This is a genomic window from Actinacidiphila acididurans (genome assembly GCF_016918855.1).
GTDB lineage: Bacteria > Actinomycetota > Actinomycetes > Streptomycetales > Streptomycetaceae > Actinacidiphila > Actinacidiphila acididurans.
The window spans coordinates 1-26,584 of sequence record NZ_JADKYB010000026.1 but is presented as its reverse complement, the minus strand read 5'-3'; the positions used below and the strand labels follow the sequence as shown (position 1 = coordinate 26,584).

The following is a 26,584-nucleotide window of genomic DNA, read 5'->3' as shown; positions in this document are numbered from 1 at the left end:
ACAATTCCGGAACGCCGGTTCGGACAATCAGAATTCGGCGTCGCTCGTTTCCTTTACGGCCGTCAGGACACCGGTGAGAAATCGGCGGAATCGGACCAGGTCTCCTTGCGCAGGAGTTCGAGCAGGGCCGTTTCCGCCGGCCCGGCGCCGGACCGGATCACGGCGACGACCGGCTGGGACACGGCGGGCAGCACCGGGCGCGCGAGGTGCTCGTGGTCGTGGGGCACCGCGGAGGCAGGGACCAGGGTGACCCCCAGCCCGTGGGCGGCCCAGCGCACGGCCGTCGCGGTCTGGGACACGCGGGCGACCGTGGCCGGGGCCAGACCGTTGTCCCGCAGCACGCTCAGCAGTACGCCGTCGAGCGCGCTGTCGTGGTCGAACCTCACCCACGGCTCACGCTCCAAGTCGCGCAGCTCGACCCGGTCCGCGGCGAGCAGCCGGTGCCCGGCGCCCAGCACCACGACGAACTCCTCCTCGCCGAGGCGGTGGGCGTCGGCGGGGGTCTGCTCGCACGCCGCCATCAGGGCGAGGTCCAGCACGTCCCGGCGCCCCAGCCGCTCCAGCTCGGCGGAGCTCGGCTCCTCGAAGACGGTGACCTCCAGCCGCGGGAAGCGGCGACGCAGCGCGCTCAGCGCGGCCGGCAGCTGCCGCGTGCCGAAGCCCATCTGCACCGCGACCACCAACTCGCCCACCATGTCGTCGGCGCCGGCCCGCGCGGTCGCCCTCGCTCTGCGCGCCGCGTTCACCGCGACCTGCGCCTCCCGCAGAAACGCGCGGCCGACCGCGGTGGGCACCAGTCCGGTCGGTGTGCGGGCGAACAGCTCCACGCCGAGCTCCCGCTCCAGGCCGCGGATCTGCTGGGACACCGACGGCTGAGCGACGTGCAGCAACTCCGCCGCCGCTGTCACCGAGCCCTCCTCGGCGACGGCCAGGGCGTACTCGAACTGACGAAGGCTCATCGGCTCCCGTTCCTCCCCGCGGCGGACCGCGCTCCCCGTTGTCGTCGTTGCCCTCGCGAGCAACCCGGTTCCACCGGCGGAGATTCCCCCGGACACGGCCGGAGCCGATCCGCTCGTGGGGGGAAAATGGCGTCATGGGAACGCCCCCGGACTCCTTCGAGGACGCCTCCACCCTTGCCTACCGGCAATGGCAGCAGCGACTCTTCGACAGTCTCGAAACCGACTTCAGCCCGTACGATCCCAGCGAGGACGTCCAGAACTGGCTGCGCGCGGTGCACCGCGACAACGGCGACCTGCCGGTCGACCACCTCGCCCCGCTCGTCCTCGCCAGGCGCGCACGCATCGCCACCGCCGTGACCGCGGCCATCCGCGCCGCCTTCATGGCCGACGGCCGACGCGACCTGGCGGTGCCCGTCCTCCTGGAGCCGCCGTCCCCCGAACTGACGATGGGACGGGTCCAGGTCGGCGACCAGGAGATCCAGGGGCTCGACCCGCAGGACATCGCCGTCCAGGCGGGCGACGGCTTCCAGACGTACGTCGCCGACGTACGCGCCCTGATCTGGCCGGTCTGCCGTACCCACAACAACGGCGCGCACCCCCGTATCATCTCCGCCACCGCCGTATGGCAGTGCCCGGCCACCGGCCACGTCATCGGCTCGATCGACCCGGCTGCCCGGAACCGATGAGGCGGGCGAGACGCAGGGCAGGAGCGTGCAGCGGCTGCGGGCCTGGGCGGCGAGTTCGGCGATCTCCCAGCGCAGGGCGGTGGCGGGTGCCCGGCCGCCGGGCGGGAGCCGGTGCCTCGGGGGGCGCCAGGACCGGATCCGGTCCCGCAGGTGCTCCTGGCCACCGGCCGGTGGCCGTAGGACAGCGGGCGTCGGGCGGCGCGGGCGGTCCGGCGGGCGGCCGTCGGTGACCGCGTACGGCGCCGTGCCCGGCGTCGTACGCGGCACAACTGATTCAGCTGTTCAGCCGGCCGTGCCCTGCGGGGTGAGCACCGCGGCCAGCAGCCGGGAGGCCAGCGGGGGCGGCGCGCTCTGGTCCGGGCTCTGGTCGGAGACGGAGTAGACGCCCCGCACGGACAGGTCGCGGGTGGCGAACATGCCGTTGGCGTAGCCGGCGTCGTGGCCGGTCTTGCCCCACAGGACGCCGCCGCCCGGGAGCGGCGTGGACATCAGGCCGGCGCCGAAGCAGGCCTGCGGGCCGCAGGACGTGCCGCCGACGAAGGGGAGGGGCCGGCCCTGCGCGTCGGTCGGCACGGTGAACATCAGGGTGAGCTGCGCGGGCGGCAGCAGGCGGCCGCGGAACAGGGCGGTGAGGAAGCGGTCCAGGTCGGCCGGGGTGGAGATCATGCTCGTCGGGTCACCCTCCTGTGCGCTGACGTCCACCGTCCGGCCCTGGCTGTCGATCTGATAGCCGTGCAGGTACGGGCGGGGCATCACGGGGTCCCGCTCGGGCACCGAGGTCTGCTCCAGGCGCAACGGCGCCAGGATGCGAGCGGTGACCTCCTGCTTGAAGGAGCGGCCGGTGACGTGCTCGATCAGCTCGCCGGCGATCCGGAAGGCGAGGGAGTTGTACTCCTGCTTCGTGCCGGGCGCGAAGTGCGGGCCGGGCCAGGGGCGGCCGGCCGGGCGCAGGGTGCCGCGGACGATCTCGTCGAAGGTGCGGTAGTCGAAACGGCGCGCGATCGTGTCGTCCACGCTGTCGGCGGGCTTGCCCTCGTCCACATCGGGCAGGCCGCTGGTGTACGTGATCAGCTCCCGCACGGTGATCGGCCCGAAGGTGTCCGGCAGCAGTCCCGGCAGGTAGTCCTGCACCGTACGGTCCAGGTCGATCCGCCCTTGCGCGGCCAGTTGCAGCACGACCGTGGTCTCGAACACCTTCGAGACGCTGCCGATGTGGAAGTGCGCGTTCCGCGGGATCGCCCGGCCGGTCCGGCTGTCCACGGTGGCGCCCCGCCAGACCTCGCCCGGCTCGCCGACTCGCGCGACCGCCCCCGAGGCGTCGTCACCGGGCCGGGTTTCGATGGCGGCCCGCAGCGCGGCCGGGGCCAGGGGTGGGAAGGCGGCCGCCGTTGAAGCGGGCGTACGCGCGGCGCTCGCGGCCGTTGCCCGCGGTCCCGGTAACCCGACGGCGAGGACGGCCAGCACCGAGCCGGCCAGTCCAAGGGCGGCGACGCGACGGGCGCGCAACTGCATGTGACACTCCCTGGAATCCGTACGACCGGAAGGACCCGGCCCGCCCCATCCTGTCCGGCCCCGCCCCCGCCGGACATCGGGCACACCCCCGACCCGCCCCCGAGCAACCCCCGACGACGCACCCGGGGCCGCCCCCCGAGCCGCCCTCAACCCATGGGCCGGAGAACGCCTTCGGGATCGGCGAGCGCTGCCTCGGTGAAGTCCTGGAAGTCCAGGTTCGCGATGGCCAGATTCACGTGTACGTCGTGCACGGCGGCCGGGGTGGTGCGGAACTCCCGGGCCGGCGGGGAGTCGATGAGTTCCTGGTAGTACATCGGGTCCAGGTCCTCGTCCTCGACGAAGGTGTCGAGAGCGAGCAGAGCGCGGTGGGCGGAGCGCATCGTCACCTTGTCCGCGACGAAGACCACGCTGAGCTCCTCATCCCGCTCCACCACGCCGAGGACCGCATCAGGCGCGGCCCCGGCCCACACCGGATCGTCGACCAGGTGCACCCGGGCCTCGTACTCGCCGTTCAAACCCCACGGCTGCGAGACCTCCGCCACCACCGCCCGCCACGCGCTCTCGTCGTCGTAATCGGTTCTGATGACCAGAGCAGCGAATGCATCGCGCCCGACAATCTCCGGCAGCACGTTCTCGTCCCTTTCCTCGACCACCTGCGGTGAGAAGCCCGACTGTTCCACAGGGGTCTGACATCGCCCTGGCCCAGCCCCGGGGCGCCGGGATGCCCGCCGCCTATCGGGCCGCGACGTGGACGGGCTCGGTCGGCGGCAGGCGGTAGATGTCACGTCCGGCTGTGTGCGGGGTGGAGGCCGAGGCGTTCGGCAAGACGCTTCGAGGGCTGGTTGTCCTCGCGGATCAGCGCGACGACGGGCGTGCCGGGGAAGCGGGCCCGGGCGTGGTCGAGTGCTGTGCGGGCGGCTTCCTGGGCTATTCCTTGTCCCCAGGTCGAGGGCGTGAACCGGTAGTAGAGGTTGAGCACACGGTCGCCGGCGAGGTCGATCAGCCGGGTTCCCGCGAAGCCGATGACGGTGGCGGGGTCTTGGCAGGCGCTGACCGCGCAGTAGCCGATGCCGTCGCGGTCCCAGTCCGCGAGCACGGAGGCGAGGAACCCAGCGCTCTCCTGGAGCGAGGTGTGCGGTCCGTGCGGGTTGTGCCGGTTGGTCGCCGGATCCCCGTGTATGGCGAAGACCCAGTCGGCGTCGTCGGGGTGTGGCCTGGTCAGTATCAGCCGCGGTGTGCTGGTCACCGGGACGCGTGTCCGCATGGTCGCGCCGTGCCTTTCGCGATCGTCAAGATGGGCGCTGCGCCTGTGTGGGCGCCGGACGATTGAACAGGAGGCGACACCGCGGCAGCGTCAGCTCACCGACGCGCTCCAGCCACCTTCGGCAGCGACGAGCAGGGCTCCGTGGTGCAGGTCGAGGCGGCAGTTGGTCTTCCTGTCTGGGTGAGTTGCCCGGGGCCCTGGAAAGCGTCGATGTGAACGCGGAAGGCAGCGGGCTCGGTGCAACTGGTGGTCCGTAGCCGCCAGGGTGCCGATGGGCTCTCGTCGGGGCGCGGCGGCAGGGCGAGTTGGAGCTGTGCGGCGGCTGGACGCTCTTCGCCGTAGTCGGTGTGTGCTGCCGTCCAGGTGGCCATGACGAGGGCCGCCTGCGGGGGTGTGTCCAAGGGGGGACGGGGCTCGGCAAGGGAGGGGGGAGTTGGCTCCGGCTCCTCGGGAACTTCGATGAGATCGGAGCGGCCTGCGCCTTCCCTGAGGATGTCGGCGAACCAGCGGGCGATTGCCGGGCCGCCTTGGTCGGCCCAGGTGTGGATCAGGTCGCGGAAGGCTGCCTCACGGGAACGGGAGCCGCGTCGGGATCCCGCGGCCACGATCGCTTGCCCCGCTCCCGCGAAGGCCCGGCACAGGCTGAGTACGGGGACGTGATCCGCGCGGGCGGCATACCGTACGGAGCGCATCTCCCACATGGCGTGGCGGAGCAGGACAGCGGCGGCCTAAGCATCGGCCCCCAGGCCTCGGGTAGTTGGTGGACGCATACGGTCTGAGGCGCGCGGAGTGACCGCGTGAGCACGGCGGCCGGCGGTCGACAGGTGCCAGGAATGGTCGTCAAGACGGTATTCGCCGCTTGCGGCACGGAGCCGGCTTCCCGTGCCCACGGATATCGCGATCCCGTCCACCCGGGGGTCCAGGTTCGCTCCCCGCACGTCGGAGAGATCGTCGAAGACGGCGTCGGTGACGCCCTCCAGCATGACGTTCAGCAGGGCAGGTTGCGCGTCGCTCTGGCCGACGGCGTACGTGCGGGGAGCGACCAACTGGAGGAAGGCGGTCAGGCGAGTACCGGCGCGCTCCACGCGAAGGCACCGGACGGATGCTGTCGCCAGATCGTAGTCAGGGACCAGATCGTCCACGGTCTGCCGAGTGAGCCGGCACACCGGCGTCATGACGTATCCGCGATAGCCGCGGCCCGGGGCGTCAGGCCTGGCCGGTGGTAGGAGCGGCTCAAGTCCGACCCCGGCGATCGCGGCCTGCTCGATCATCCACCTGCGCCGCCGCTCGCCAAGGGCGGCCATCCACTCCAACGCGGCCAGAGCCCGGCGCTCGCGCTTGCCTGCGTTGGCCGTGCTCGCCGCCCAGAACAGCGGGAGCAGGTTGTTGTCCCACACATCCGATGCCGCACGAATCGCTTCCCGATCGTAGTAACGGACGTCGGCCGCGGCTCCCGCGATCTGGTCGACCGAGCGGTCCAAGAGTGCCGCAAGTGCCGCCATGGCCGATCCGCGGTTCACGCCCGCGGGTGGGGTGCCGGGCGGCAGGAGGAAATGCTGGTCGGTCATGCCGCGATCGTTGCACGCGGCGTGGCGTGCCTTGCATCAATATGTCAGCGGCCGGTGACGGGCAGAGTGAAGGGCTCGGCTGGGTGTCCGGTACCCGCCCGGGTTCATCTCTGCCGTTTGCGTTTTCCCGCTCGCGCCCGGGGCCGCTCGGCCTCGTACTCGCGCGAGGCTGCCCGGGCCGGCCCTTCGCCGGGAAGTTCCGACGAAGGGGGGAGCTGAACATCGCCGTGAGCATCCTGGTGATCACCGGCAGCGTGAGAGGCAGCAGGACCGGCGCCAGAAGCCGGGCACCGGTGTAGGAGGTGCCCCGTCCTCGCTCGGCGGCAAGCAGGTGAAGGTGGGCGACAAGATCGCCGACGCGGTGCCTGGCGCCTCGGCCACGCAGTCCCACGCGGTCACGGCGGTGATCGTCACCCGGACCGATCACGACTTCGTCGAACTGACGGTGCGCCCCGTGAAGGGCGAGTGGACGTCCTCGGCGTCGTCGGGGGCGCGGTCGGCGGTGAGTTCCGTGGCGCGCAAGGCGGTCCGGCGGGCGGCGCTGGGCCTGGCGGCATCGGCGGCGGTGCTGGGCGCGCTGGGCGCCTCGCACCACGCGGGGCTCTCGCCGGCCGATGTGTCGGCGGCACCGGTGGCGGCGACGGCTCCGGCTCCGGTGGATGCGGGTCCGGTCAGAGCGGACTCGGCTCGGGCCGCCGCGCACGCGGGGCCCTCAGTCACACCGTCCGCCCCGGCCGACGGCCGGCTGACCACCACCTTCCACCACCCCTTCTACGACGAGACCCGCACGGCCTTCGTCGAGGCCAAGTCCCTCCACGTCGGCGACCTCCTCCAAACCCCCACCGGCTCCGCCCAGGTCACCTCCCTCCACCTCTTCCACGCCCACACCACCACCTACGACCTCACCGTCGGCGATCTCCACACGTACTATGTGGAAGCCGGCGGGACGCCAGTCCTCGTCCACAACTGCGGCAATGAAGAGATCGCCGCGCAACTGAAGTCGCGCGTCGATGATTTGCACAACCTCCTTCCGGAGGGCGCGCAAGGCAGGCGTTCCACCGCGATAATCCGTGCTGTCGACGGCGACGGGAATTTCCATGACGTGGTCGGATGGAGCGGAGGTGCAAAGCGTGGCCTGGACCGCCTGATAAAGGAAGGGCTTCAGGACGGAGAGGAGATGTCCGACAGGGTGGCAGGCGATGCGGAGACAAGCGCTCTCAGCCACATCCGCAGTCAGGGGTGGACACCAATCGCTGGTGCATCCAACAGGCCTGTGTGCCCCTGGTGTCAAAACGCGCTCTTCGATTCGTTCAGTAAATCCGTCGGCCCCGCGCGGTCGGTGGGGCCCAGCGACGGAACTGCTATTCTTGGTCGAATCAATCCCTGCCTGGCGGTGGAAAACTGACAGGGCAGAGTCAATTCGTCTGGGATTGATGAGGAAAAGAAATGTTCGATCGCGAGTACGCTGCTGCTGCAGTGGCGTCGATCAGCCCTTTCCAGCAGGGACAGGTTGCGACAGCCTGCCTTGTCCGTGTGGCTGATTTGCTGGACGATCCCCGGGTTTCAGCTGATTTCGGCGCGGTTGCAGCCTTGGTTCACAAGGTTTCGGAATATGCCGTGGACCGCGCCGAAGGACGGTCGCCGCAGACGGATCCATCTGCTTTGAATCAGGGGGTACGCGATGTCCTCGGGCCGCGCGAAGCTCCCTACGAAGAGCTGCCTGGGTGGGGGGCCTGGGCCATGGATGTGGCATCCTTGGCCGACTATGTGCTGAGAACGTGGGCGGATGTCGAGGACAGTGCTCGGAACTGCTTCAATGTGTTGCTGGCCGCATATTCTGCGGCGGCCTTTCTGGAAGATGATTCCGATGATTCCGAGGTTCCTCCCCTCGCGGAGGGTGAGGCGCGGAGGCAAAGGGACGACATTGTTTCGCTGACCAGAGGTGACGGGTGGGGCGATGTACTTCGGGAAGCGACGGTTCTCGCTCGGACCTACGTGTACTGGTTCCGGCACGTGACGGCCTGAGCCGGCGCTCGCCGCCGACCAGCTTTGCTGAAGTGACGATGTCTGGAGCAGACCGACGTGTTCCGCCAGCGCCTCGATCGCCTTGAGAGTCAGGAAGTGGGTGCGTCAACTCCCGGAACGATCCGTGCGGATCAGCCCCAGCCGCTGGCTGCCGTGTCGGAAAGCCGGGCGCCGGACGTACGGCCACCGGTTGAGCCAAGCGTGTCGAGGGCGGTGAGTTTGGCGCGGACCTGGGCGGCGTGGGGGTGGTCGAGTTCGGTGAGGATGGCCAGGGCTTGTTGCCAGGTGTCGTGTGCGGCGTCGGGGTCGTGTTCGGCGAGGTGGGTGTCGCCAAGGCGGTGGAGGATGTCCGCTTCGAGGTAGCGGTCGCCCAGGGCGCGGCACAGGTCGAGGGCGCGGTGGAAGCACGCGACGGCCTGGGGGCGCCGGCCCAGGTGGTGGTGGGCATGGGCGATGCTGTCCCAGGCATGGGCCTGGCCCTCGCGGTCGTCGAATTCCTCCAGCGCCGGCAGGGCCTGCCGGCAGCAGACCAGGGCCTGTGTGAAGTCGCCGAGGCGGGCGTGGGACCAGCCGATGGCGGTCAGCGCCTGGGCCTGGCCCAGCCGGTGGCCGGAGGACTCGTACAGGGTGTGGGCCCGGTGGACATGAGGAAGGATGCCGGGGATGACCCGCGGGCCCCTACGCGCCTGCACCCTGGCCAGGTCGATGTGGGTGTCGGCCTGCCCGTGCAGGTTGCCGGCCTGCCCGTACAGATCCAGGGCGCGCAGCAGGTGGGTTTGGGCGTCGTCCAGGTTGCCACGGCGGTGATGGGCGCGGGCGACGATACGGTGGGCGACCGGTCGCCCGAGGCAGTCCGCCAGCCGGTCGGCGGCCTCCACCGCGGCACTGCCGACGACGGCCAGGTCGTGCCAGTGTCCGCGCCGGTCGAGGAAGGTGGCCAGGGCCTGGGCCAGTTGCCAGGTGTGGGCGTCGCGTCCGGTGGCGGCGGCGTGGGCGACGGCGGCCAGCAGTACGGCGTGTTCGGTGGTGAACCAGGCCAGCGCCCGCTCGTGGTCCGCAAAGTGTTCCGGGCGGAACCCGGGTTGCGGCGGGGGAGGGGCCGGCGGTTCCCAGGCCGGTTCCAGCAGCCCGGCGGCGGTGCGCGCGGTGTGCACGTAGTGGTCCAGCATCCGGTGCACCGCCGCGTGCCGCTCCCCGGCCGAGTCGGCGGTGTCGGCCTGCTCGGCGGCGTAGTCGCGCAGCAGGTCGTGGAAGGCGTACCGGCCGGGCAAATGCTCGGTCAGCAGGCCGGCCCGGGTCAGTTCGGCCAGCAGAGCGCGTACTTCACGTGGTGTCAGGGCGGCCAGGCCGGCCGTCGCCGCGGCGGAGATGTCCGGGCCGGGATGCAGTCCCAGCAGCCGGAACAGCCGGGCCGCCGGTGGGGTGAGGGCGTGGTAGGACCAGGAGAACACCGCCCGTACCTCACTGGCCGGGTCGTCGGTGGACAGGACGTCCAGCCGTCGGCCGGCCTCGGCCAGTTCCGCGGCCAGCGCGGTGAGGGGGAAGCCGGTCTGTTCGGCGCGGGTGGCGGCGAGGGTCAGGGCCAGCGGCAGCCGTGCGCACTGGGCGATGATCTGCCGCACCGCCTGGGGTTCGGCGGCCACCCGCCCGGGGCCGAGCCGGGCGGCCAGCAACTGCCGCGCCTCGTCCTCGGTGAGCAGGTCCACGCTGATCGGGTGCGCGCCGTTCACGGCGACCAGGCCGGACAGCGGGTTGCGGCTGGTCACCACGGTCACCGCGCCCGCAGTGCCGGGCAGCAGCGGCCTGACCTGCTCGGCGTCCCGGGCGTTGTCCAGCACTACGAGGATTCTCCGGCCGTCCACCAGGCTGCGGTACAGGGCGGCCTGCGCCTCCGGGCTGTGCGGGAGGTGCTGCGGGGCGACGCCGAGGGCGTCGAGGAAGCCGCGTACCGCGTCGGCCGGGTCCACCGGCTGCCTGCGCGGGTCGAAGCCGCGCAGATTCACGTACAGCTGTCCGTCCGGAAACCGGTCCCGGGCCCGGTGCGCCCAGTGCACCGCCAGCGCGGTCTTGCCGATTCCGGCGGTCCCGCCGACCGACGTGATCACCACGGTCCCCGCGCCGGCCGCCGACTCCATCCGGGCGTCGAGCGCGGCCAGTTCGGGGGCCCGGCCGACGAGGTGGCCGGCTGCCGCGGGGAGCTGGCGGGGGACCACCGCCGCCTGCGGCCCGGGGACGTACGGGGCGCTCGGGGCGGCCAGCGACGGTTCGGCGGTGAGTATCCGATGGTGCAGGCGCTGTACGTCCGGACCGGGATCGGCGCCCAACTCGTCGGCGAGCCGGCGGCGTAGCCCCTGATAGTGCTCCAGGGCATCGGCCTGACGGCCACTGCGGTACAGGGCGAGCATCATCTGGCCGGCCACGCGCTCGTCCAGCGGGTGTCGCGTCGCGCGAGCGGACAGGCTCGGGAGCAGTACGGTGTGCCGACCGCGGCGCAACGCGGCGTCGGCGTGGTCGAGTTCGGCGGCCAGCCGTTCGTCGTCCAGAGCGACGCGCAGGCCCGTGGCCCACGGCGTGTCCAGCCCGGAAAGCGGCTCGCTCCGCCACAACCCCAGGGCCTGCTCGAAGAGTTCCAGCGCCTGCTGGTCGTCGCCGACGGTCCGGGCCCGGGACACCAGGTGACGGAACTGATGGACGTCCACGGCCTGTTCGTCGACGCTGAGCAGGTAACCCCCGGAGCGGCGGTCCAGGCGCAGTTCGCCGTCGACGCCGCGCAGCGCCGTACGCAGCCGCGACAGGTACGTGTACACGGTCTCCCGCCCGCGCTTGGGGCAGTGCTCGCCCCACACCCTGTCGAGCAACTGGGTGGTGGATACGGGCCGGTTGGCCTCCATCAGCAGCACGCCCAGCACCGCACGCTGTCTCGGATGTCCCAGGTCGACCGTCACGCCGCCGACCTGAGCCTCGACGCCACCCAGTAATCGGAACCTGACCGCCATCACGAACCCCCCGACCTTACCGGTGTTCCTCCCGGTATACCCCGCTTGACCGGCGATTTTAGGTTGTTCGCACGGTTTCCGCACGATCGGCCGTGCATCGTGATTCCGCAGTGTCCACAACCGGCAGGACGGCACAACCGGCAGGACCGCACGGCAACGCGCGGGTCCACCGGCGTCGGGCCGGTGAAAGGAAGGCAGATCACCATGCGAAAGACACGCTCACTGGGAACCGCGGCGGCTGTCACGGCGGCCATCGCCCTCGGCTGGGGCGGGAGCGCCCACGCGGGCACTCCCGCGCCCGCCCCCGCACCGGCCCGTGCGGCCGCGGCGCAGGCGGCTCACGCCCAGGCGGTCCCGGCGGCCCAGACCCGGGCGGCCGCGAAGTGGCACACGATCTGGCAGTCGAAGTTCAAGCCGCGGCACTCCAAGTGGGTCTCGGGCGCGTTCGGCGTCCACGCCTACAACGTGACCGTGAAGTACCGGTGCTGGAACGGCGGCGACGGCACCAAGGCCAAGGCGAGCCTGGTGGAGGCCGACTACCCGTACCGCACGCTGGGCTCGCACTCCTACGCCTACTGCAACGGCCACTGGTGGACCTTCAAGAGCACCAAGGTCAAGCCCGCCACGCCGTACAAGGTCGTCGTCCAGCAGAACCACGGGCGCACCCACACCGAGCAGGTCGGGGCGTACCAGTACTACTGATTCTTCCTGGCCTGCCGGCAAGCCCCGCGGCAGTCGTACGGGGCGGCATGAGTCCAGGAGAACCGGCCGGCCGAGGCGCGTGCGGAAGCCTCGGCCGGCCGTCGAGCGGGGGGCCGGGCGCGGCGAGGGGGGCGCCCGGCCCCAAGCCGCCCCGTGCCCAGGGCATCACCGCCGGGACGCGGTCAGAGCTGGCTGGCACCGCCGTCGACGTAGACCTCCGCGCCGGTCATGAAGCTGCTGCGGTCGGAGGCGAGGAAGGCCACGACGTCGGCGGTTTCCTCGGGCCGGGCGATGCGGTTCATCGGCACCGTTGCGATGAGGCCGGCGCGCAGTTGCTCTTCGTCGGGGCTCAGCCCGAGCAGGCCGGGGGTCTCGGTCGGCCCGGGAGCGATGGTGTTGACGCGGACGCCCCGGCCGACCAGCTCCGCGGCCCAGCTGCGGCCGAGGGAGCGGATGGCGGCCTTGGAGGCGGCGTAGACGCTCATCGACGGCAATGCCTTGATGTCGATGTTGGAGCCGCAAAGGATGACCGACGAGCCGTTCTTCAGCAGCGGCAGGGCCTTCTGGACGGTGAACACGATGCCGCCGACGTTGGTGTTGAACGTGTCCGCGTAGTGCCCCCAGGTGATCTCGCCCAGGGCGGCGAATTCGCCGATGCCCGCGTTGGCGAACAGCACGTCGATGCCCCGGCCCGTCTCCTCGACGGCCGCCATGACCCGGTCGAGGTCCGCGAGATCGGTGACGTCGGCGCGGATCCCGGTCGCCCGGTCGGCGCCGATCCCGGCCACGGCCTCGTCCAGCTGCTCCTTGCGTCGTCCGGTCAGGAAGACGTACGCCCCTTCGGCCGCGAGCGCTCGGGCCGCCGCGAGGCCGATGCCGGAGGTGGCGCCGGTGACCAGGGCGGTCCTGCCGTCGAGCTGTCCCATGAGATGGCTCCCTATTTTTGTACCGATCGGTTGCAGCGCCACGCTAGCACTTTTTTTGTACCGGGCGGTAAAGTGGGGTTCATGAGCGTTGACGACCGCCGCGGCAGGGGACGGCCGCGGGGCTTCCAGGAACTCGAGGCCCTCGACCGGGCGGTCCACGTCTTCTGGGAGCACGGCTACGAGGGCGCCTCGATGAGCGAGCTCACCGGCGCCATGGGCATCAACAAGCCCAGCCTTTACGCCGTGTTCGGCAGCAAGGAAGAGCTGTTCCGGCGCGCCGTCGCCCGCTACCGGGACACCTACGTGGCGTACGCGGCGGCCACCTTGGAGCAGCCCACCGCGTACGCCGTCATCGAGAGCTATCTGCGCGCCGCCGTCGACGCCCTTACCAGCGGCGGCCACCCACCCGGCTGCCTGTCCATCCAGGGCGGCCTGTCCTGCGCGCCGGCCAACAGCGGCATCTCCGAGTTCCTGGCCGATTACCGGTCGGCCTTCGAGAGTACGCTCGCGCAGCGGCTGGCCCGGGCGGCGCGGGAAGGCGACCTCACGCCCGGTACCGACACCGCGGCCCTGGCCCGCTTTGTCGTGACCCTCGGCCAGGGCCTGGCCGTCCACGCCGCGGCCGGCGCCGGCCGCGAGGACCTGCAGGCCTCGGTGGACATCGCGCTGCGGGCGGTCGCCGCCGTCTCCCGCTGATCCGGGCGATCACGGGATCACCCGCGCTTCGGCCGACTCCCGGTCGCGCGGTCTTGACGGAGCCCGCCACCTGGCACGTACCGTCGTTCCGCACCGTCAACACGCGGTAGGAGCAACTCCCGCGGCCGCAGCGCACCGCCCCGGCCCTCGTGCCCGGGCCGATCGGAGTCGTCGTGAAGGCATCGCGCGTCGCGCCGGCCGGGGCCACCACCCTGCGGCCCGGCCGGACGAAGCGCCGGCACGTCGATCTGGGCCGCACCCACGCCGCGCTCTGTCGCTGACGGTCCGCCGCTTCCCGCGGCAGGTCCCCGTATCCCTTGGCCCGCACGACCGCCGTACGTCCGCACGTACGCGCTCCCGCGGCAACGGCGTCGGCTGCCGGCCTGCGCAAACCGTGACCGCCCCGCTGCCCCTCGTCCGGCGGGAAGAGCCGGGAGGCGGCGCGCCGCCCGCCGCGGGAGTTCGACACTTCATGGAAGCCGCTGAAGGCAAAACGCCACAAGCCACATCCGGCCCACCCGGGCCGCCCGACACCTTACGGAGAGCCCATGGCCAGATACGAGTCCGTGCTCGACGCCATCGGCGCGACACCGCTGATCCGCCTCACCCGCGCCGCCGAAGGACTGCGCCCGCGCGTGTACGTCAAAGCCGAGTGGCAGAATCCGGGCGGCAGCGTGAAGGACCGGGCGGCGCTGTCGATGATCCGCCGGGCCGAGGCCGACGGCTCGCTCCGCCCGGGCGGCACCGTGGTCGAGGTGACCAGCGGCAACACCGGCATCGGCCTGGCGCTGGCGGCCGCTCACCTCGGCTACCGCATGGTGGTCTTCACCGGTTCCCAGACCTCCCGGGAGAAGCGGGACCAACTGGCCGCCTACGGAGCCGAGGTGCGCCTGGTCGACGCTTTCGTCCCCCGTGACCACCCCGACAGCATGCGCTCCCAGGGCCTGCGGTTCGCCGCCGAGACACCCGGCGCCTGGTTCGTCGACCAGTACGACAACCCGGCGAACCCGGCCACTCACTACGCCACCACCGGCCCTGAGATCTGGGCGGACACCGCCGGCGCGGTCACCCACTTCGTCGCCACCGTCGGCACCGGCGGGACGATCTCGGGGACCGGCCGCTACCTCAGGGAGGTGAGCGGCGGCCGGGTCCGGGTGATCGGCGCGGATCCCGTCACGTCGGTCTACTCCGGGGGCGACGGCAGCCAGAAGTACATCGAGGGCGCCGGCCACTTCCTTCACCCCGAGGCCGCGGCCGACGTCTGGCCGCTCGCGCTCGACTCCGGGGTGATCGACCGTTATGTCGCCGTCGAGGACCAGGACGCGATCGACGCCGTACGGCGGCTGGCCCGGACCGAGGGCATCCTCGCGGGCGGCTCGTCAGGCGTCGCGCTGGCGGCGGCCTTCCGGGTCGCCGAGCACCTCACCGAGGACGACACCGTGGTCGCCCTGCTGCCGGACTCGGGCAGGGCCTACCTGTCGACGTACTTCAACGACGGGTGGCTCGCCGCCAACGGCTTCCGCGGGCCGGCGCCGGCCCAGGGCCCGACGGCGGCCGACCACGCCACCGCGGCACCCCTGGTGGAGCGGCACGAGGACCCCGCCGAGGCCGTACGGCGGCTCGAGGCCGAGGGCTTCGGGGACGACGACGTGGTGCTGGCCGCGTACCGCCGCAGCGGACGCCTGCTCGCGCCGCATCACTCCGACCTCATCGGCTGGACCACCCTCGGCCGGCTGCGCGGCGCGGTGACCGTCACTGGGACCGTCCGGCCGTTCGGGCCGAGGCTCGGCATCGGGCTGCCCCTGTCCGACCGGGCCGTGACCGCCTGGAGCCGGGCCGAGGGCGAGATCGCGCCGGTCCTGGACCGCGGCCGGGTGACCGGCACGGTGCTCTGGAGGGCGCTGCACCCGATCGCCGCGCAGCCGGGTGGGGAGCCGAGCGAGAAGCCGCCGCTTGCGTAGCCGGCGCCCGCAGCCCGTGGACGCTGGTCACCGCAGCCCGTCCGCCCCCCCGTACCGAAGGAGACCCCACATGTCCGGCACCCCCAGCACCGCGCTACGCATTTCCGACCAGGAGCGCGCCGCGATCGCCGCCCTGCTGCGCTTTCCCCTGGTCGCCGCGGTCAACGGACGCCGCTCGCGCCGCTTTCCGGTCGGCGGCAGCATCCCGGCGGGCGAGCTGGCCTTCACCAGCAGCAGGCCGGTACAGCCGCTCAGCGAGGTGGAGCGGGCCCTCGTCCTGGCCGTTGTCACGGGCGTGACCGGATGGAACTTCGGGATCTCCCACCACCCCGGCTATGCCCCGGCCCTGCCCAACTATCCCGGCTCGGCAGGCGGCCGGACCTTCCCCTCCGCCGCCGGCTTCCACACCACCGAGTTCTTCTTCACCGACGACTCCGGCACGTACTTCCTGTCCAGCCGCGACGCGCCGCCCGGCGGCGAGGTCCCCGCCGGTGTCGTCCCGGGCGGCGTTGTCCCGGGCGGTGGCCGGGACGACACCGAAGACGACGGCTTCGAGGGCGACGACTTCGACGTCGACGCGTGGCTGGGCGCCACCACGGCCCGCTACCGCAAGCTCTCACCCGAGCGCCTGTGGCTGCCGCGCGAGGAACCGTACCTGGAGGGGCACAACACCTGGATCGCCAACCACCCCGGCTCGCTGCTGGTCGTCCCCGTCGCGGATCTCGCCCAGCACCTGATCGCCAACCTCGCGTTCTTCCTGCAGAACGGCTACGGCGTCTACGACGACATCAACGGGCGCCCGGTCCCCGGCGCGGACGACCCGTCGCTGCGCCACGCCGGCGACCCGTACCCGCTCTCCTTCGTGGAGCAGTACTCCCTGGCCGAGGCCAGCGCGGAACTCATCACCGGCCCCTACAACGGCCATCTGCTGCTCGGCGCCATGGGCCTCGGCGGCTGGACCTTCGACGGGATCGACCGGCTCTCGGTGCTCGGCGCGTCCGGCGACCCGGCCGTCCCCGGGCTGGGCTTCCACACCGAGCACGACGACAGGTGGGCCCTGCCCAACCCGACCGGCCTCACCGGCGTCTTCGAGACCCTGGCCCGCCCCCACGTCCGGGACGCCACCGAGGCGGTGCGGCGCTTCACCGAGCGGAAGTTCGGCCCCGGCGGCCCGTTCCACCCCGACACGCCCGGCCCGTGGCGCGACACCCGCCGCGTACGGTCCTCCGCCGCCCCTTACGACGAACGCTTCGTGCGTCTGCTGACCGACGAGGTGCGCTACATCGACGAGACCTTCGGCAAGGTGCCCGGCACCGTGCCCACCGTCCACATCCTCAACTACCTCCAGGCCCAGCACCTGGACCCGGACTTCTACGACCATCACTTCGCGCCCGGCGCCTACCTCCCGACCCACCGCGACCACCGGACGACCTGGCACTGACCCCCGTTGTCGGCACTGTCAGGCGCCGGCTGCCGCGTTGAGCTGCTGGAGGACACCGTAGAAGTCCTCCAGGTGCCAGCTCTGGACGATGCGGCCGCCCTCGATCCGGTGGTAGTCGGACGCGCGGATCGCGACCTGGCGGCCGGTGGCCGGAACGCCCAGCAGCTCACCGCGCTGGGTGCCGCGCATGACCAGCCGCACCGCCACCCGGTCGCCGGCGGCGACGACGTCCTCGATGGTGAGCGTCAGGTCGCCCAGGACGCCGCGGATGTAGGCGACGGTCCCCTTCCATCCGTCGGGACCGGGGCCGGCCTCCAGGGGCGGCTCGACTTCCCAGCCCGGCGCCAGCAACTGGTCCACGGGGTCGGTGTCACCGGTGTTCAGCGGCTCGTAGAAGCGCCGGACCAGCGCTTCGTTCCCGGTCGGGTCGGCCACGGACATGTGCGATCTCCTGAGGGAAAGGGAACGGATCGGCGTTCGGTCTTCCGGCGCCGGCCGGCTGCCTCCATGGGCGCGCCCGGCCCGGCACCGCGGTCCCGAGCGGGTCTGATAGTCAAACCTACGCCTGGGATATCCTGGATGGCGTGAGTCTGAAAAGCAAATCCATAGAGATCGGCGGTGGACGCGGCTGCCCGATCGCCGCTGCGCTGGACGTGATCGGTGACCGGTGGTCCCTGCTGGTCCTGCGTGATCTGTCCCGGGGCGTCCATCGCTTCAACGACATCCAGGCCAACACCGGGGCACCCCGGGACAGGCTCGCCAGCCGGCTGCGTGAACTCGAAGAGGGCGGGGTGATCGCCCGGCGCCGCTACAGCGAGCACCCCCCGCGCGACGAGTACATCCTCACCGACGCCGGGCGCGCCATCGCGCCGGTGCTCCGTGAGCTGGAGATCTGGGGCGAGAACCACGCCCTCTAGTGGGCGGCTGCCGATGCCGTGAGGTGATCCGGGCCGGCGCTCACCCCTGGCCCGGGCGCGCTTCCGGTTCGCGTCCGCTGCAGTGCACGGCCCCCGAACCGGGCGCTTGCTCGGCGCGACGCTGACGGCTCGCGCCCCGTAGCGCCCCTCTCCGGGCACAAGGTGTGATTTTCAAACTCACCTGTTAGGCTCGCCAGTGAGTCTGAAAGTCAAACCCTCTGGGGATCAACCGTGAGTCAATCCGGCGCCCAGCGCCATCACTCCCGTCCCGCCGTTCTCCTGGGCGTCCTGTGCATGGCGACGTTCATGAGCGGCCTGGACGTGTTCATCGTCAACGTCGGGCTGCACCCGATCGGGCAGGCTCTGGGCAAGGGGTCCCTCGCCGATCTGAGCTGGATTCTCAACGCGTACGCCATCGTCTTCGCCGCCCTGCTGGTGCCGGCCGGGCGGCTCGGCGACCGCTACGGCGTCAAGCCGGCGTTCCTGATCGGCCTGGCCCTCTTCACCGCCGGCAGCCTGGGCTGCGCCCTGAGCGGAGGCCTGTGGCTGCTCGTCGGGCTGCGCTGCCTCCAGGCGGTCGGGGCCGCCGCTCTGGTGCCGACGAGTCTCGGGCTGGTGCTGACCGCCATCCCCGAGGAACGGCGTCGGCGCGCGATCCAGCTCTGGGCGATCAGCGGCTCGCTCGGGGCGGCGGCAGGCCCGGCGCTCGGCGGGCTGCTGGTGCAGGTCTCGTGGCGGTGGATCTTCGTCGTGAACGTTCCCATCGGCATCGCCGCTCTCGTCGTGGCGGCGCTGGTCGCACCGGACTCCCGGCACAGCACGGAGACCGGCACCCCCGATCTGCTCGGCGGAGCACTGCTCGTGATGGGCATCGGCGCCCTCACCCTCGCCATGGTCGAGGGGCCGACGTGGGGGTGGGGGAGCGGCCGCACCCTCATTGCCTTCGCCGTCGCTGTCGCCGCCGCCCCCCTGTTCCTGGCGCGCTCCGCGCGGGCGGCGGCGCCGGTCGTCGATCTCGCCCTCTTCCGCCACCGGGCCTTCGCCTGGGGTAACCTCGCCAACCTCGCGCTCGGCATCTGCTTCGGCATCCAGTTGCTCGGCCTGGTCCTGTGGCTCCAGGAAGGCTGGGGATGGTCGGCGGTCCGCACCGGACTGGCCATCGCTCCCGGACCGGTCATGGTCTCGGTCACGGCGATCGGACTGCGCCGCTACCACGACAGGCTCCCCGACGCCATCAAAACGATCATCGGCTCCCTCCTCATGGGCGGCGGCGGGCTGCTGATCGGCACCTCCCTGACCGTCCACCCCCACTACGCGACGCAGATCCTGCCCGGCTGGCTGGTGGAGGGCGTCGGGGTGGGCCTGGCCATCCCCACCATCATCCGTGCCGCCAGCGCCGGGCTCGCGCCACAGCAGACGTCGACGGGCAGCGCCGTCGTGCAGATGGGCCGCCAGCTCGGCAACGTCGTCGGAGTCGCGATCCTCGTGATCGTGGTGGGGTCCTCGACCGTCACCGCCGGCGACCTCGACCGCTTCTCCCGCAGCTGGTGGTGGGCCGCGGCCTTCGCCCTCGTCGCCGCGCTGGCCTGCCTTCCGCTGCTGGGCCGCGACCGCGGTGCCCCGCTCACCCCCGAACCCGTGGCCGTGACCCGCGGTGCCCGCACCACCGCCTGATCCTCAACCGGCAGGCGCACCCGTCAGCACCGGTCAGTATCCGTCAGTACCCGTCAATGGAGCACCACCATGTCCCCGATTCCACCCGCTGCCGCTGTGCCGGGCACCCGCGCCGTTCCCGGTGCCTCGACCCGGAAGACGAACCGACAGAAGACGAACCGACAGGAGATGTCATGACCTCCGTACTGATCACCGGTGCGTCACGGGGTATCGGCCGCGCGACCGCCGCAGAGTTCGCCCGCCGCGGCCACCGCGTGGTGGCCACCGCCCGGGACCCCCGGTCGCTGACCGGCCTCGACGTCGACCAGCGGCTGGCGCTCGACGTCACCGACGAAGCAAGCGTCGCCGCGGCGGTCCAGGAGGCCGGCGAGATCGATGTCCTGATCTCCAACGCGGGAGCGATCTTCTTCGCCGCGGTCGAGGCCACGCCCGCGCAGCAGGCGGCCGAGCTGTTCGACCTGAACACCCTGGGCTCGCTGCGGGTCGCCCAGGCCGTCCTGCCCGGCATGCGGGCGCGCGGCCGCGGCCGGCTGCTGTTCGTCTCCAGCGTCGTCGGGCGCATCGTGCTGCCCCCGGGCGCCGCCTATCAGGCGACCAAGTGGGCACTGGAGGCCCTGGTCGAGGCACTGGCCATCGAGGTGGCACCGTTCGGGCTCGAAGCGGCCCTGCTGGAACCCGGCGCGGTCAGCTCCGGTGCGCTGGACGACGTCGCCCACTACGCGCTGGCCGACGACCCCTACCGCGCGATCGCCGTGCCGGGCGCCGACAGCGGCGGCATGACCGGGGCCATCACCCCGCAGCAGGCCGCCGTCGAGATCGCGGACGCCGCCGAGGCCTCGCCGCTCCCGCTGCGTCTGCCGATCGGCGATGCCGCCCGCGCGATTCTCGCCGCGCGTCGAGAGGCACCCGACACCGTTCCCTTCGTGCCGGGACAGCCGGCCGCTGCGACAGGAGACCGGGCATGAGCGGACTCGTCATGATCACCGGCGCCACCGGGGAACTGGGCCGCCGCGTCGTGGAGTTCCTGCTCCAGCGGGTGCCCGCCGGCCGGATCGCGGCGCTGGCCCGCCGCCCCGAGGACCTCTCCGACCTCGCCGCACGCGGGGTCCTGGTGCGGCGCGGCGACTACGAGGACCCCGACGGCCTCGTACCGGCCTTCGACGGCGTGGAGAAGCTTCTCCTGATCTCGGCGAGGGCCTTCACCGACGCCGAGACCGCACACCGGAACGTGATCCACGCCGCCAAGGCCGCCGGGGCGCGCCACCTCCACTACACCGCCGTCCAGCGCCGTGCCGGGTCGGACGTCGTGATCCCGCAGGCGACGCAGTGGGACGAGTACACCGAGCGCGAACTGGCCGCGTCCGGGCTCGACGTCACCGTGCTGCGCAACTCGATGTACCTGGAGTCCTTCGACATGCTGATCGGCGAACTCGCCCCGGACCGCGTCATCCGGGTGCCCGCCGGCCGCACCCCGACCGCCCTGGCGACCCGCGCCGACATGGCCGAGGCGACCGCCGCCGTCCTGGCCACCGACGGCCACGCGGGCCGCGGCTACAGCCTCGCCGGCTCCCGCACCTTCACCCTCGACGACGTCGCCACGACGCTCGGGGAAATCTCCGGCGCGCCCGTCACTTACCAGGACACACCGGTCGAGGACTACGTCGCCGCACGTGTCCAGGCCGGGATGCCCGACCCCTGGGCCCGGTTCACCGCCGCCTGGTTCCAGGCCGTCGCCGCCGGCGAGTTCACACCCACCACCGACATCGAACACCTCACCGGCCGCCCCCCGACCTCCCTCCGTGCATTCCTCACCCACCACCGCTCCCCCCAACCGGCCCAGCCCCGCGTGTAGCCGCCCGCCCCGGGGTACGGGCCCGGTCCTGTGCCGTCGGCCTCCGGAAGCGGGAGTTCCCCCTCCCGCTTCCGGGCCTCGGCGGGCAAGGTGCCCGGAGCACGGCCGCGCCCAGTGCCGTCCACCCGTGGGTGGGGTCAGTGGAGGACCTTGGTCTTCGCGTCCTGGAATTCCTGGTCGGAGATGGCGCCTTTGTCGTGCATCTCGGTGAGCCTGGCGAGCTGTTCCACCTGGGACGAACCGGTCCGGGACGAGCCGGTGCCGGCGGTGGTGCGGACGTAGGAGTCGAATGCCCGCTGCCTGGCCTGGGCGTGGGCCGTTTCGCGTGCGCTCATCTGCCGGCCGCGGACGACGACGTACACGAAGACCCCGAGGAAGGGCAGCAGGATCACGAACAGCAGCCAGCCCGTCTTGCCCCATCCGTCCAGGTCGTGGTCCCGGAAGATGTCCGCGACGACCCGGAACAGCAGCATGAACCACAAAACGGCCAAGCCGAAGAAGAAGATCGTCCAGAATACGCCGAGGAGCGGATAGTCGAACGCGAGATTGATGTTCCCGGCCATGGTCTCCTCCTGCCTGCGAGGGACGCCGGTTGTTCTTCGCTCGCTCCGCACGGGTGCTTGTGCCGTATCCCGGACCGAGTCCTGCGGTGCGGGCCTTCTTCCTTCATGGTCGCTCTCGTCACGGGCTGTCGCCAGGCGGCTGGTCGGGTCGTGCCGAGCCGTTTGCGTACGTGATGGACACGCGGAGTGCTGTACGTACGTGGATCGTTACGGTCTGTGCAAGCTTGCTGCGTGCGGGCCTGGGCCGTCAGGAGGGAGGGGCGATGACCGACGTCCATCCCACGGTGAGGGCCCATTCGTTGTGACTGCTTCCCGTCACCGAGAGCGCGACCGATCTCTTGGCGCTGCCGAGGGCGATCTCGTTGTAGACGCCCGGGCTGGTTCCGGTTCCGCAGACGGTGGCGAACGACGCGATGCCGCCGAGGTGGACCAGGATCCGCCCCGGACCGTCGCACAGCACCGCGATGCCCAGGGTTCCGCGGGGAATGCGGGGGAGCACGGTGAGTTGGGCCGATCCCCGTCCGCCTTCGGTCCGGTAGAGGACCTTCTGGTGGTCGGGCATGGACAAGGGGTGTGCCGGGTCCGTTTCGACGGGCGGGGCGGTGTGTACGGGTGGGGCTGACACCGACAGTCGCGGCGGGTTGGCCGGCCGGGTCGCCGCGTTCACCGTGTTCGTCGGCTTGGCGTGCCCACCGGCGCTGCACCCGGCCGCCCCGGCGAGAAGCGCCATGACGGCTACGGCTGCGGCTGCCGCACGGATCACCCGTTCCAAGTGCACCAACCCCCCGGTGAGCAGCTCGACAGCACGAGCATGACAGCCAGCCACTTCCGCGGCCCTGCGTTCGCAGACATCGCCGAGGAGTTCGGTGCCATGGCCCGGCGTTCGCGGTCAGTCCCCCTGGCTGCCTGCCTGCCGGCCCACCACGTACGCCGCCGGGAGCGTGACGGCCGTCAGGGTGAGCCAGAGCGCGGCGGCGCCGTGGGCGGCGAGGGCGGTGATGATCACGGGGGAGAGGGCCAGGCCCAGGCCGGTGGACAGCTGGAAGCGCGCGAGGGCCCGGCCGATCATGGACTGGGGTGTGAGCTCCAGCAGCAGCGGCCCGGCACTGCCGGCGTAGATGATCTCTCCCAGCGTGCAGAGCACCGACACGGCGGCGACGGCCGGTGCCCCGATGCCGTGACCCAGCGCGGAGGCGGCGAGAAAGCCCATGTAGGACGCCGAGATGACGAGGCCGGCGACGGCCATCGCCATCGCCGTGTTCCTGGACAACCGCGCCATCCAGACGGTCACCGGAACCTGGAGCGCGACCACGAGCACCGTGTTGGCGACGAAGATCCCCGCGGCCCACATCGGTGAGGCGTGCAGCGTGCTCACCACGACGAGCGGCAGTGCGATCTCGGGAACGTTCAGGCAGAACACGTAGACGACGTTCGCCGACAGCAGCGCGCGCACCCTCGGCACGGATCCGGAGCGCCTCCGGTTCGGCCCGGCCGGCGCCGGGTCCGCGCTTACCCGTACGGACGCCGCGAGCGCCGCCGCGAGCAGAAAGCCGGCGCCGCTCGCCGCCGCGAGGGCACGCAGCGCGGGTGCGCCGCCGGCAAGGCACCCGGTGGTGACGAGCGCTCCCAGGCCCATGCCCGCGTTGCGGACCGAGCGCGCGGCGGCCAGCGCCGCGTCCCGTTCACGCCCCGTGGACACGGTGGCGACGAGGGCGGCGTGCGCGACGGGCATGGCCTGGTTGCCGATGCCCAGAAAGAGCGCCGCCGCCGTGAACTGCCCGATCCCGCCCGCCGGGGCCGCCAGCAACAGCAGCGTGCCGAGGACCCGTACCAGCATCGACGCGGCGACGACCGCGCTGCGCGGCCCCCGGTCGAGCCGGCGGCCGACTGTGGGCGTGGCGCAGAGCCCGCCGAGGACGCCGAGGGTCATGGCCGTGCCGGCCAGCGGTGCGGACAGCCGCAGCACATCGATCCCGTACAGCAGCAGGAAGGGGCGCAGCATGCCGTTGCCGAGGGCGTCCACACCCTGCGCGACGGCGTAGCGTCCGCCGCCCGAGGCCCGCAGCAACTCCCGTACCCGCGGCCCCGGGTACGGGCGCGGGAGGGTCCGGCGCCCGGCGGCGCGGCCGGCTCCGGCGGGTGCAGGAGCCGGCTCGGCTTCGGCGGGTACGGAAACGGAAGTCGGCCCGGTGTCGGCGGGTACGGGAGTGGAGCCGGGCACCGGGTCGAGCCCCGGCGGGGACGTGGTGGGCGGGCTCGTCTTCATGCCGACCACCGTGCGGGCGGGCGGACACCGGGTCACGTGGGTTGACCGATCCGGTCGACCCACGTGCCGGGCAGCGGCGCCACCGGCGACAATCGGGGCATGGCGCTGCGCATCGACATCACGGGGCTGCCGGCCGCACGGCTCCGGTTCGCCGCGTCGCCGTTGGCGGAGCTGACCGCGATGCTGCACGCGCTCGCCGCCGCCGACCACCACCCGCACCTGGCCGCCTGGACGGCGGACGTACGCGGACGGCTGCGGCCGGAGCTGGCCGAGCGCCTACAGGAGGCGGAGTTCCTGTGGCGTTCCTCGCGCGCGGACTTCCTGCTGCCGGCCCGGCCGCGGCAGAGCCTGAAGGAGGAACTGGACGACGTCGACCGGATCGACGACGAGACGTATGTGGCGTCGGCGCTGGTGACCACCTGCGGCAACGACCGCGTGCATTTCGGCGACGCGTCACCGCTCACCGACGGCGCCGCCCGCGAGCGCGCGCTGGGCCGGGCGCAGGCGCGCGGCGCCGTACAGGAGGCGTTCGCCGAGCGGCTGCTGGCGGATCCGGCGGCCGTACGCGCCCGGGTGCGCGGGACGCTGGAGCAGTGCGCCGAGGCGTTCTTCGACGCCGCATGGCCGGGGCTGGCGGCGCGACTCGCGACGGACGTGCGGGTGAAGACCGATCTGCTCGCGCGCAAGGGGCTCGCCCCCGCCCTCGCGTCGGTCTCCGCCGCCATGGTCCTGGTTCCGGGCGCCGGGAGCGGCCGGGAAGGGCGCGGTCCGGCCGGCGGCGAGTGCATCGTCGTGGACAAGCTCCAGGACACGGCGACCAGCGCCAGGCAGACCGGGGTGACGTTCATCCCGACCGTCTTCGGCACGCCGCACCTCGTGGCCGTTCACGCCCGCGGCAGGCAGCCGGTTCTGCAGTACCCAGTGGCCGAGGAGCCCGGGGCGGCAGACCCCGTGGTGTCCTTGGATGTCGTCGAACTCCGGCTCAAGGCCCTGGCGCATCCGGTACGTCTCAGGCTCGTACGCACCCTGGTCCGAGGCCCGCACACCACGGGCGAACTCGCCGGCGCCTGGCGGCTGACGGCCCCCGAGGTCTCGCGCCACCTCGCGCAGCTGCGCCGGGCCGGTCTGCTCGGCACCGAGCGGCACGGCCGCTACGTGCGCTACACGCTGGACTCCTCCGCCCTGACGACGCTCGGCGCGGACCTGCTCTCGGCGGTTCTGCGCTGAGGCATCGGCCGCCCGAGGCTCCTGCCCGGCGTGCGTGGGATAGGTTGCCCGCCATGGCTGACCTCAGACCCCTCGCCTGGCCGCCTGCTCCGATCAAGACCGAGCGGCTCGTGCTCCGTGAGTCCGAGGCCCGGGACCGTGCGGCGGTCATCGAGCTGAACGCCTCGCCGGAGGTGGGTACCTACCTCGGTGGCCCTCGACCGCGTGCCGAGCTCGAACGCACGGTGCCCGAGGTGCCCGGGCAGCGCCCCGGCTTCTTCGTGGTCGAGCTCGACGGGGCGACGATCGGCACGATCCAGCTCGACCCGCACGCCCCCTCGCCTCCGGGTGACCGCCGTCTGGAAGCCGGGCAGACCGAGCTCGGCTACTTGTTCCTGCCGCAGACGTGGGGGCGCGGCTACGCCACCGAGGCGTGCACAACTGCACTCGACTGGTTCGCCGCCGCGCTTCCCGGTGAGCCGGTGGTGCTCTACACCCAGACCGCCAACGCCCGCTCGATGCGCCTCGCGGCGAAGCTCGGCTTCACCGAACTGGAACGGTTCGAGGCGTACAACGCCGAGCAGTGGTTCGGCGTGTGGTCCCCGGCCACGTCACCGGCTTAAGCTCGTGCTCGACATCGCGGATCCACGAGGCGCGTAACCGATTTCTCCATCCGGCGCGTTGACCCATGCGCACAACCACGCGAACGTCTTGACCCGGCGCGGCAAAATCCCTGTGCCTGCCGATCTCGACGTTCGATGGCGCGGCGACGTCATCTGCATCCCGCCCTGGTCACGCTAATACGTGTGATCTGCGCTAGCCTCGATCTTGCATGACGGTTCGTCGGTTTCTTCGGCGGGCCGTTTCTCTGTTGTGGGCTGGTTGTGAGAATGGTGGTGGCCCGGCTGTCGGGTCGGGTAGGCGCCGGGTTCCACTGCTCCGGTGGGGTGATGCTGTCCGCGGGGACTCGAAGGTGCTGGTCAGCCGGGATTCGGCAGGGCGTGGAGCCGGTCGGCCGCTGCGGTGATCACGTGGGTCCAGGGCCAGTGCGCCGCGAGGCGGAGGTAGCGGCGCCGGCCGGTGGTGACGAGTTGTGCGGCGGCTGAGAACAGGCGGAAGCGAAGCTTCTTGGGTTCCCAGCGGCGGGTCTTGCCGGGCAGGGCGAGCATCGGCATCCAGGCCAGCAGGTCCAGAGCGAGTTGGACGATCTCCAGCCAGATCTGGTTCTGTGCGAAGCCGTGGAGCGGGAGGTTGCGCAGGCCGGTGGAGCGGGCGTCTCGGATGCGGTCCTCGCAGCGGGCGCGCTGGCGGTGGCGCAATTCGAGCCCGGCGATCGCCTCGCCGGGAGTGTTGGTGGCGAAGCAGGTCAA

At 71.9% G+C, this 26,584-nt stretch carries 25 protein-coding genes; 13 read left to right on the top strand and 12 right to left on the bottom strand.

The features are described 5' to 3' along the window. Positions 1-62: 62 nt before the first annotated feature. Complete coding sequence (locus ITX44_RS34070; protein WP_205362668.1) at positions 63-959, bottom strand: LysR family transcriptional regulator; 897 nt, start codon at positions 957-959, stop codon at positions 63-65. Between the two features lie 134 nt (positions 960-1,093). Between ITX44_RS34070 and ITX44_RS34065 the strand changes: the two genes are divergently transcribed. Then, positions 1,094-1,645, top strand: a complete 552-nt coding sequence (locus ITX44_RS34065; RefSeq protein ID WP_205362666.1) for a hypothetical protein — start codon at positions 1,094-1,096, stop codon at positions 1,643-1,645. Between the two features lie 282 nt (positions 1,646-1,927). On the opposite strand, the gene ITX44_RS34060 is transcribed toward ITX44_RS34065, so the two are convergent. The 4 genes from ITX44_RS34060 to ITX44_RS34045 all read right to left on the bottom strand — a co-directional run bounded on the left by ITX44_RS34060 (position 1,928) and on the right by ITX44_RS34045 (position 5,989). Further along, a complete protein-coding gene (locus ITX44_RS34060; RefSeq protein ID WP_205362664.1) occupies positions 1,928-3,157 on the bottom strand; it encodes a serine hydrolase domain-containing protein in 1,230 nt (409 codons plus the stop codon). A gap of 146 nt (positions 3,158-3,303) precedes the next feature. After that, a complete protein-coding gene (locus tag ITX44_RS34055) occupies positions 3,304-3,837 on the bottom strand; it encodes a DUF6924 domain-containing protein (RefSeq protein ID WP_307795621.1) in 534 nt (177 codons plus the stop codon). A gap of 101 nt (positions 3,838-3,938) precedes the next feature. Further along, a complete protein-coding gene (locus tag ITX44_RS34050; protein WP_205362662.1) occupies positions 3,939-4,403 on the bottom strand; it encodes a GNAT family N-acetyltransferase in 465 nt (154 codons plus the stop codon). Between the two features lie 746 nt (positions 4,404-5,149). Further along, positions 5,150-5,989, bottom strand: coding sequence for a hypothetical protein (locus ITX44_RS34045; RefSeq protein ID WP_205362660.1), 840 nt, complete (start codon positions 5,987-5,989; stop codon positions 5,150-5,152). Between the two features lie 337 nt (positions 5,990-6,326). On the opposite strand from ITX44_RS34045, the gene ITX44_RS42870 reads away from it, so the two are divergent. Together ITX44_RS42870 and ITX44_RS34035 are read left to right on the top strand one after the other, a co-directional pair. Continuing rightward, positions 6,327-7,394 carry a polymorphic toxin-type HINT domain-containing protein gene (locus ITX44_RS42870; RefSeq protein ID WP_307795620.1) on the top strand — a complete coding sequence of 356 codons (1,068 nt, stop codon included), beginning with the start codon at positions 6,327-6,329 and terminating at the stop codon, positions 7,392-7,394. Between the two features lie 41 nt (positions 7,395-7,435). Next, positions 7,436-8,014, top strand: coding sequence for a hypothetical protein (locus ITX44_RS34035; protein ID WP_205362659.1), 579 nt, complete (start codon positions 7,436-7,438; stop codon positions 8,012-8,014). A gap of 131 nt (positions 8,015-8,145) precedes the next feature. Here ITX44_RS34035 and ITX44_RS34030 read toward each other — a convergent pair whose 3' ends face one another. Continuing rightward, positions 8,146-11,010, bottom strand: coding sequence for an AfsR/SARP family transcriptional regulator (locus ITX44_RS34030; RefSeq protein ID WP_205362657.1), 2,865 nt, complete (start codon positions 11,008-11,010; stop codon positions 8,146-8,148). 204 nt (positions 11,011-11,214) lie between these two features. On the opposite strand from ITX44_RS34030, the gene ITX44_RS34025 reads away from it, so the two are divergent. Continuing rightward, on the top strand, positions 11,215-11,712 hold the full coding sequence (locus tag ITX44_RS34025; protein ID WP_205362655.1) for a hypothetical protein: 498 nt from the start codon (positions 11,215-11,217) through the stop codon (positions 11,710-11,712). 182 nt (positions 11,713-11,894) lie between these two features. On the opposite strand, the gene ITX44_RS34020 is transcribed toward ITX44_RS34025, so the two are convergent. After that, complete coding sequence (locus ITX44_RS34020; protein ID WP_205362653.1) at positions 11,895-12,638, bottom strand: SDR family oxidoreductase; 744 nt, start codon at positions 12,636-12,638, stop codon at positions 11,895-11,897. 81 nt (positions 12,639-12,719) lie between these two features. Between ITX44_RS34020 and ITX44_RS34015 the strand changes: the two genes are divergently transcribed. The 3 genes from ITX44_RS34015 (at position 12,720) to ITX44_RS34005 (ending at position 16,736) form a co-directional block, all read left to right on the top strand. Continuing rightward, on the top strand, positions 12,720-13,334 hold the full coding sequence (locus ITX44_RS34015) for a TetR/AcrR family transcriptional regulator (RefSeq protein ID WP_205362646.1): 615 nt from the start codon (positions 12,720-12,722) through the stop codon (positions 13,332-13,334). A 548-nt stretch (positions 13,335-13,882) separates the two neighbouring features. Continuing rightward, a complete protein-coding gene (locus ITX44_RS34010) occupies positions 13,883-15,295 on the top strand; it encodes a PLP-dependent cysteine synthase family protein (protein ID WP_205362644.1) in 1,413 nt (470 codons plus the stop codon). A gap of 70 nt (positions 15,296-15,365) precedes the next feature. Next, a complete protein-coding gene (locus ITX44_RS34005) occupies positions 15,366-16,736 on the top strand; it encodes a hypothetical protein (protein ID WP_205362642.1) in 1,371 nt (456 codons plus the stop codon). A gap of 18 nt (positions 16,737-16,754) precedes the next feature. On the opposite strand, the gene ITX44_RS34000 is transcribed toward ITX44_RS34005, so the two are convergent. Beyond that, positions 16,755-17,177, bottom strand: coding sequence for an ester cyclase (locus ITX44_RS34000; RefSeq protein WP_205362641.1), 423 nt, complete (start codon positions 17,175-17,177; stop codon positions 16,755-16,757). 143 nt (positions 17,178-17,320) lie between these two features. On the opposite strand from ITX44_RS34000, the gene ITX44_RS33995 reads away from it, so the two are divergent. The 4 genes from ITX44_RS33995 to ITX44_RS33980 all read left to right on the top strand — a co-directional run bounded on the left by ITX44_RS33995 (position 17,321) and on the right by ITX44_RS33980 (position 21,179). Beyond that, positions 17,321-17,653, top strand: a complete 333-nt coding sequence (locus ITX44_RS33995; RefSeq protein WP_205362640.1) for a winged helix-turn-helix transcriptional regulator — start codon at positions 17,321-17,323, stop codon at positions 17,651-17,653. Between the two features lie 231 nt (positions 17,654-17,884). Continuing rightward, positions 17,885-19,327, top strand: a complete 1,443-nt coding sequence (locus tag ITX44_RS33990) for an MFS transporter (protein ID WP_205362639.1) — start codon at positions 17,885-17,887, stop codon at positions 19,325-19,327. A 173-nt stretch (positions 19,328-19,500) separates the two neighbouring features. Next, the gene (locus ITX44_RS33985; RefSeq protein ID WP_205362638.1) at positions 19,501-20,292 is read left to right on the top strand and encodes an SDR family oxidoreductase; all 792 of its coding nucleotides are present in this window, start codon (positions 19,501-19,503) and stop codon (positions 20,290-20,292) included. Next, positions 20,289-21,179 carry an SDR family oxidoreductase gene (locus ITX44_RS33980; RefSeq protein WP_205362637.1) on the top strand — a complete coding sequence of 297 codons (891 nt, stop codon included), beginning with the start codon at positions 20,289-20,291 and terminating at the stop codon, positions 21,177-21,179. Before ITX44_RS33985 ends, ITX44_RS33980 begins: the two co-directional genes overlap by 4 nt. A 137-nt stretch (positions 21,180-21,316) precedes the next feature. Here the strand turns inward: ITX44_RS33980 and ITX44_RS33975 are convergent, their stop codons facing one another. The 3 genes from ITX44_RS33975 to ITX44_RS33965 form a co-directional block, all read right to left on the bottom strand. After that, the gene (locus ITX44_RS33975) at positions 21,317-21,742 is read right to left on the bottom strand and encodes an SHOCT domain-containing protein (protein ID WP_205362636.1); all 426 of its coding nucleotides are present in this window, start codon (positions 21,740-21,742) and stop codon (positions 21,317-21,319) included. Positions 21,743-21,989: 247 nt separating this feature from the next. Next, positions 21,990-22,304: a hypothetical protein gene (locus tag ITX44_RS33970; RefSeq protein ID WP_205362635.1), complete on the bottom strand. Its 315-nt coding sequence runs from the start codon at positions 22,302-22,304 to the stop codon at positions 21,990-21,992. Positions 22,305-22,631: 327 nt separating this feature from the next. After that, positions 22,632-24,008 carry an MFS transporter gene (locus ITX44_RS33965; RefSeq protein ID WP_205362633.1) on the bottom strand — a complete coding sequence of 459 codons (1,377 nt, stop codon included), beginning with the start codon at positions 24,006-24,008 and terminating at the stop codon, positions 22,632-22,634. Positions 24,009-24,107: 99 nt separating this feature from the next. Here ITX44_RS33965 and ITX44_RS33960 point away from each other — a divergent pair, with 99 nt between their 5' ends. Next, entirely contained in the window at positions 24,108-25,235 is a 1,128-nt protein-coding gene (locus ITX44_RS33960; RefSeq protein WP_205362631.1) for a DUF5937 family protein, read from the top strand. A 53-nt stretch (positions 25,236-25,288) separates the two neighbouring features. After that, positions 25,289-25,837 carry a GNAT family N-acetyltransferase gene (locus tag ITX44_RS33955; RefSeq protein WP_205362628.1) on the top strand — a complete coding sequence of 183 codons (549 nt, stop codon included), beginning with the start codon at positions 25,289-25,291 and terminating at the stop codon, positions 25,835-25,837. A 357-nt stretch (positions 25,838-26,194) separates the two neighbouring features. Here the strand turns inward: ITX44_RS33955 and ITX44_RS33950 are convergent. Beyond that, positions 26,195-26,584: transposase (locus tag ITX44_RS33950; protein WP_205362626.1), on the bottom strand; the 390-nt coding region annotated here is incomplete at its 5' end.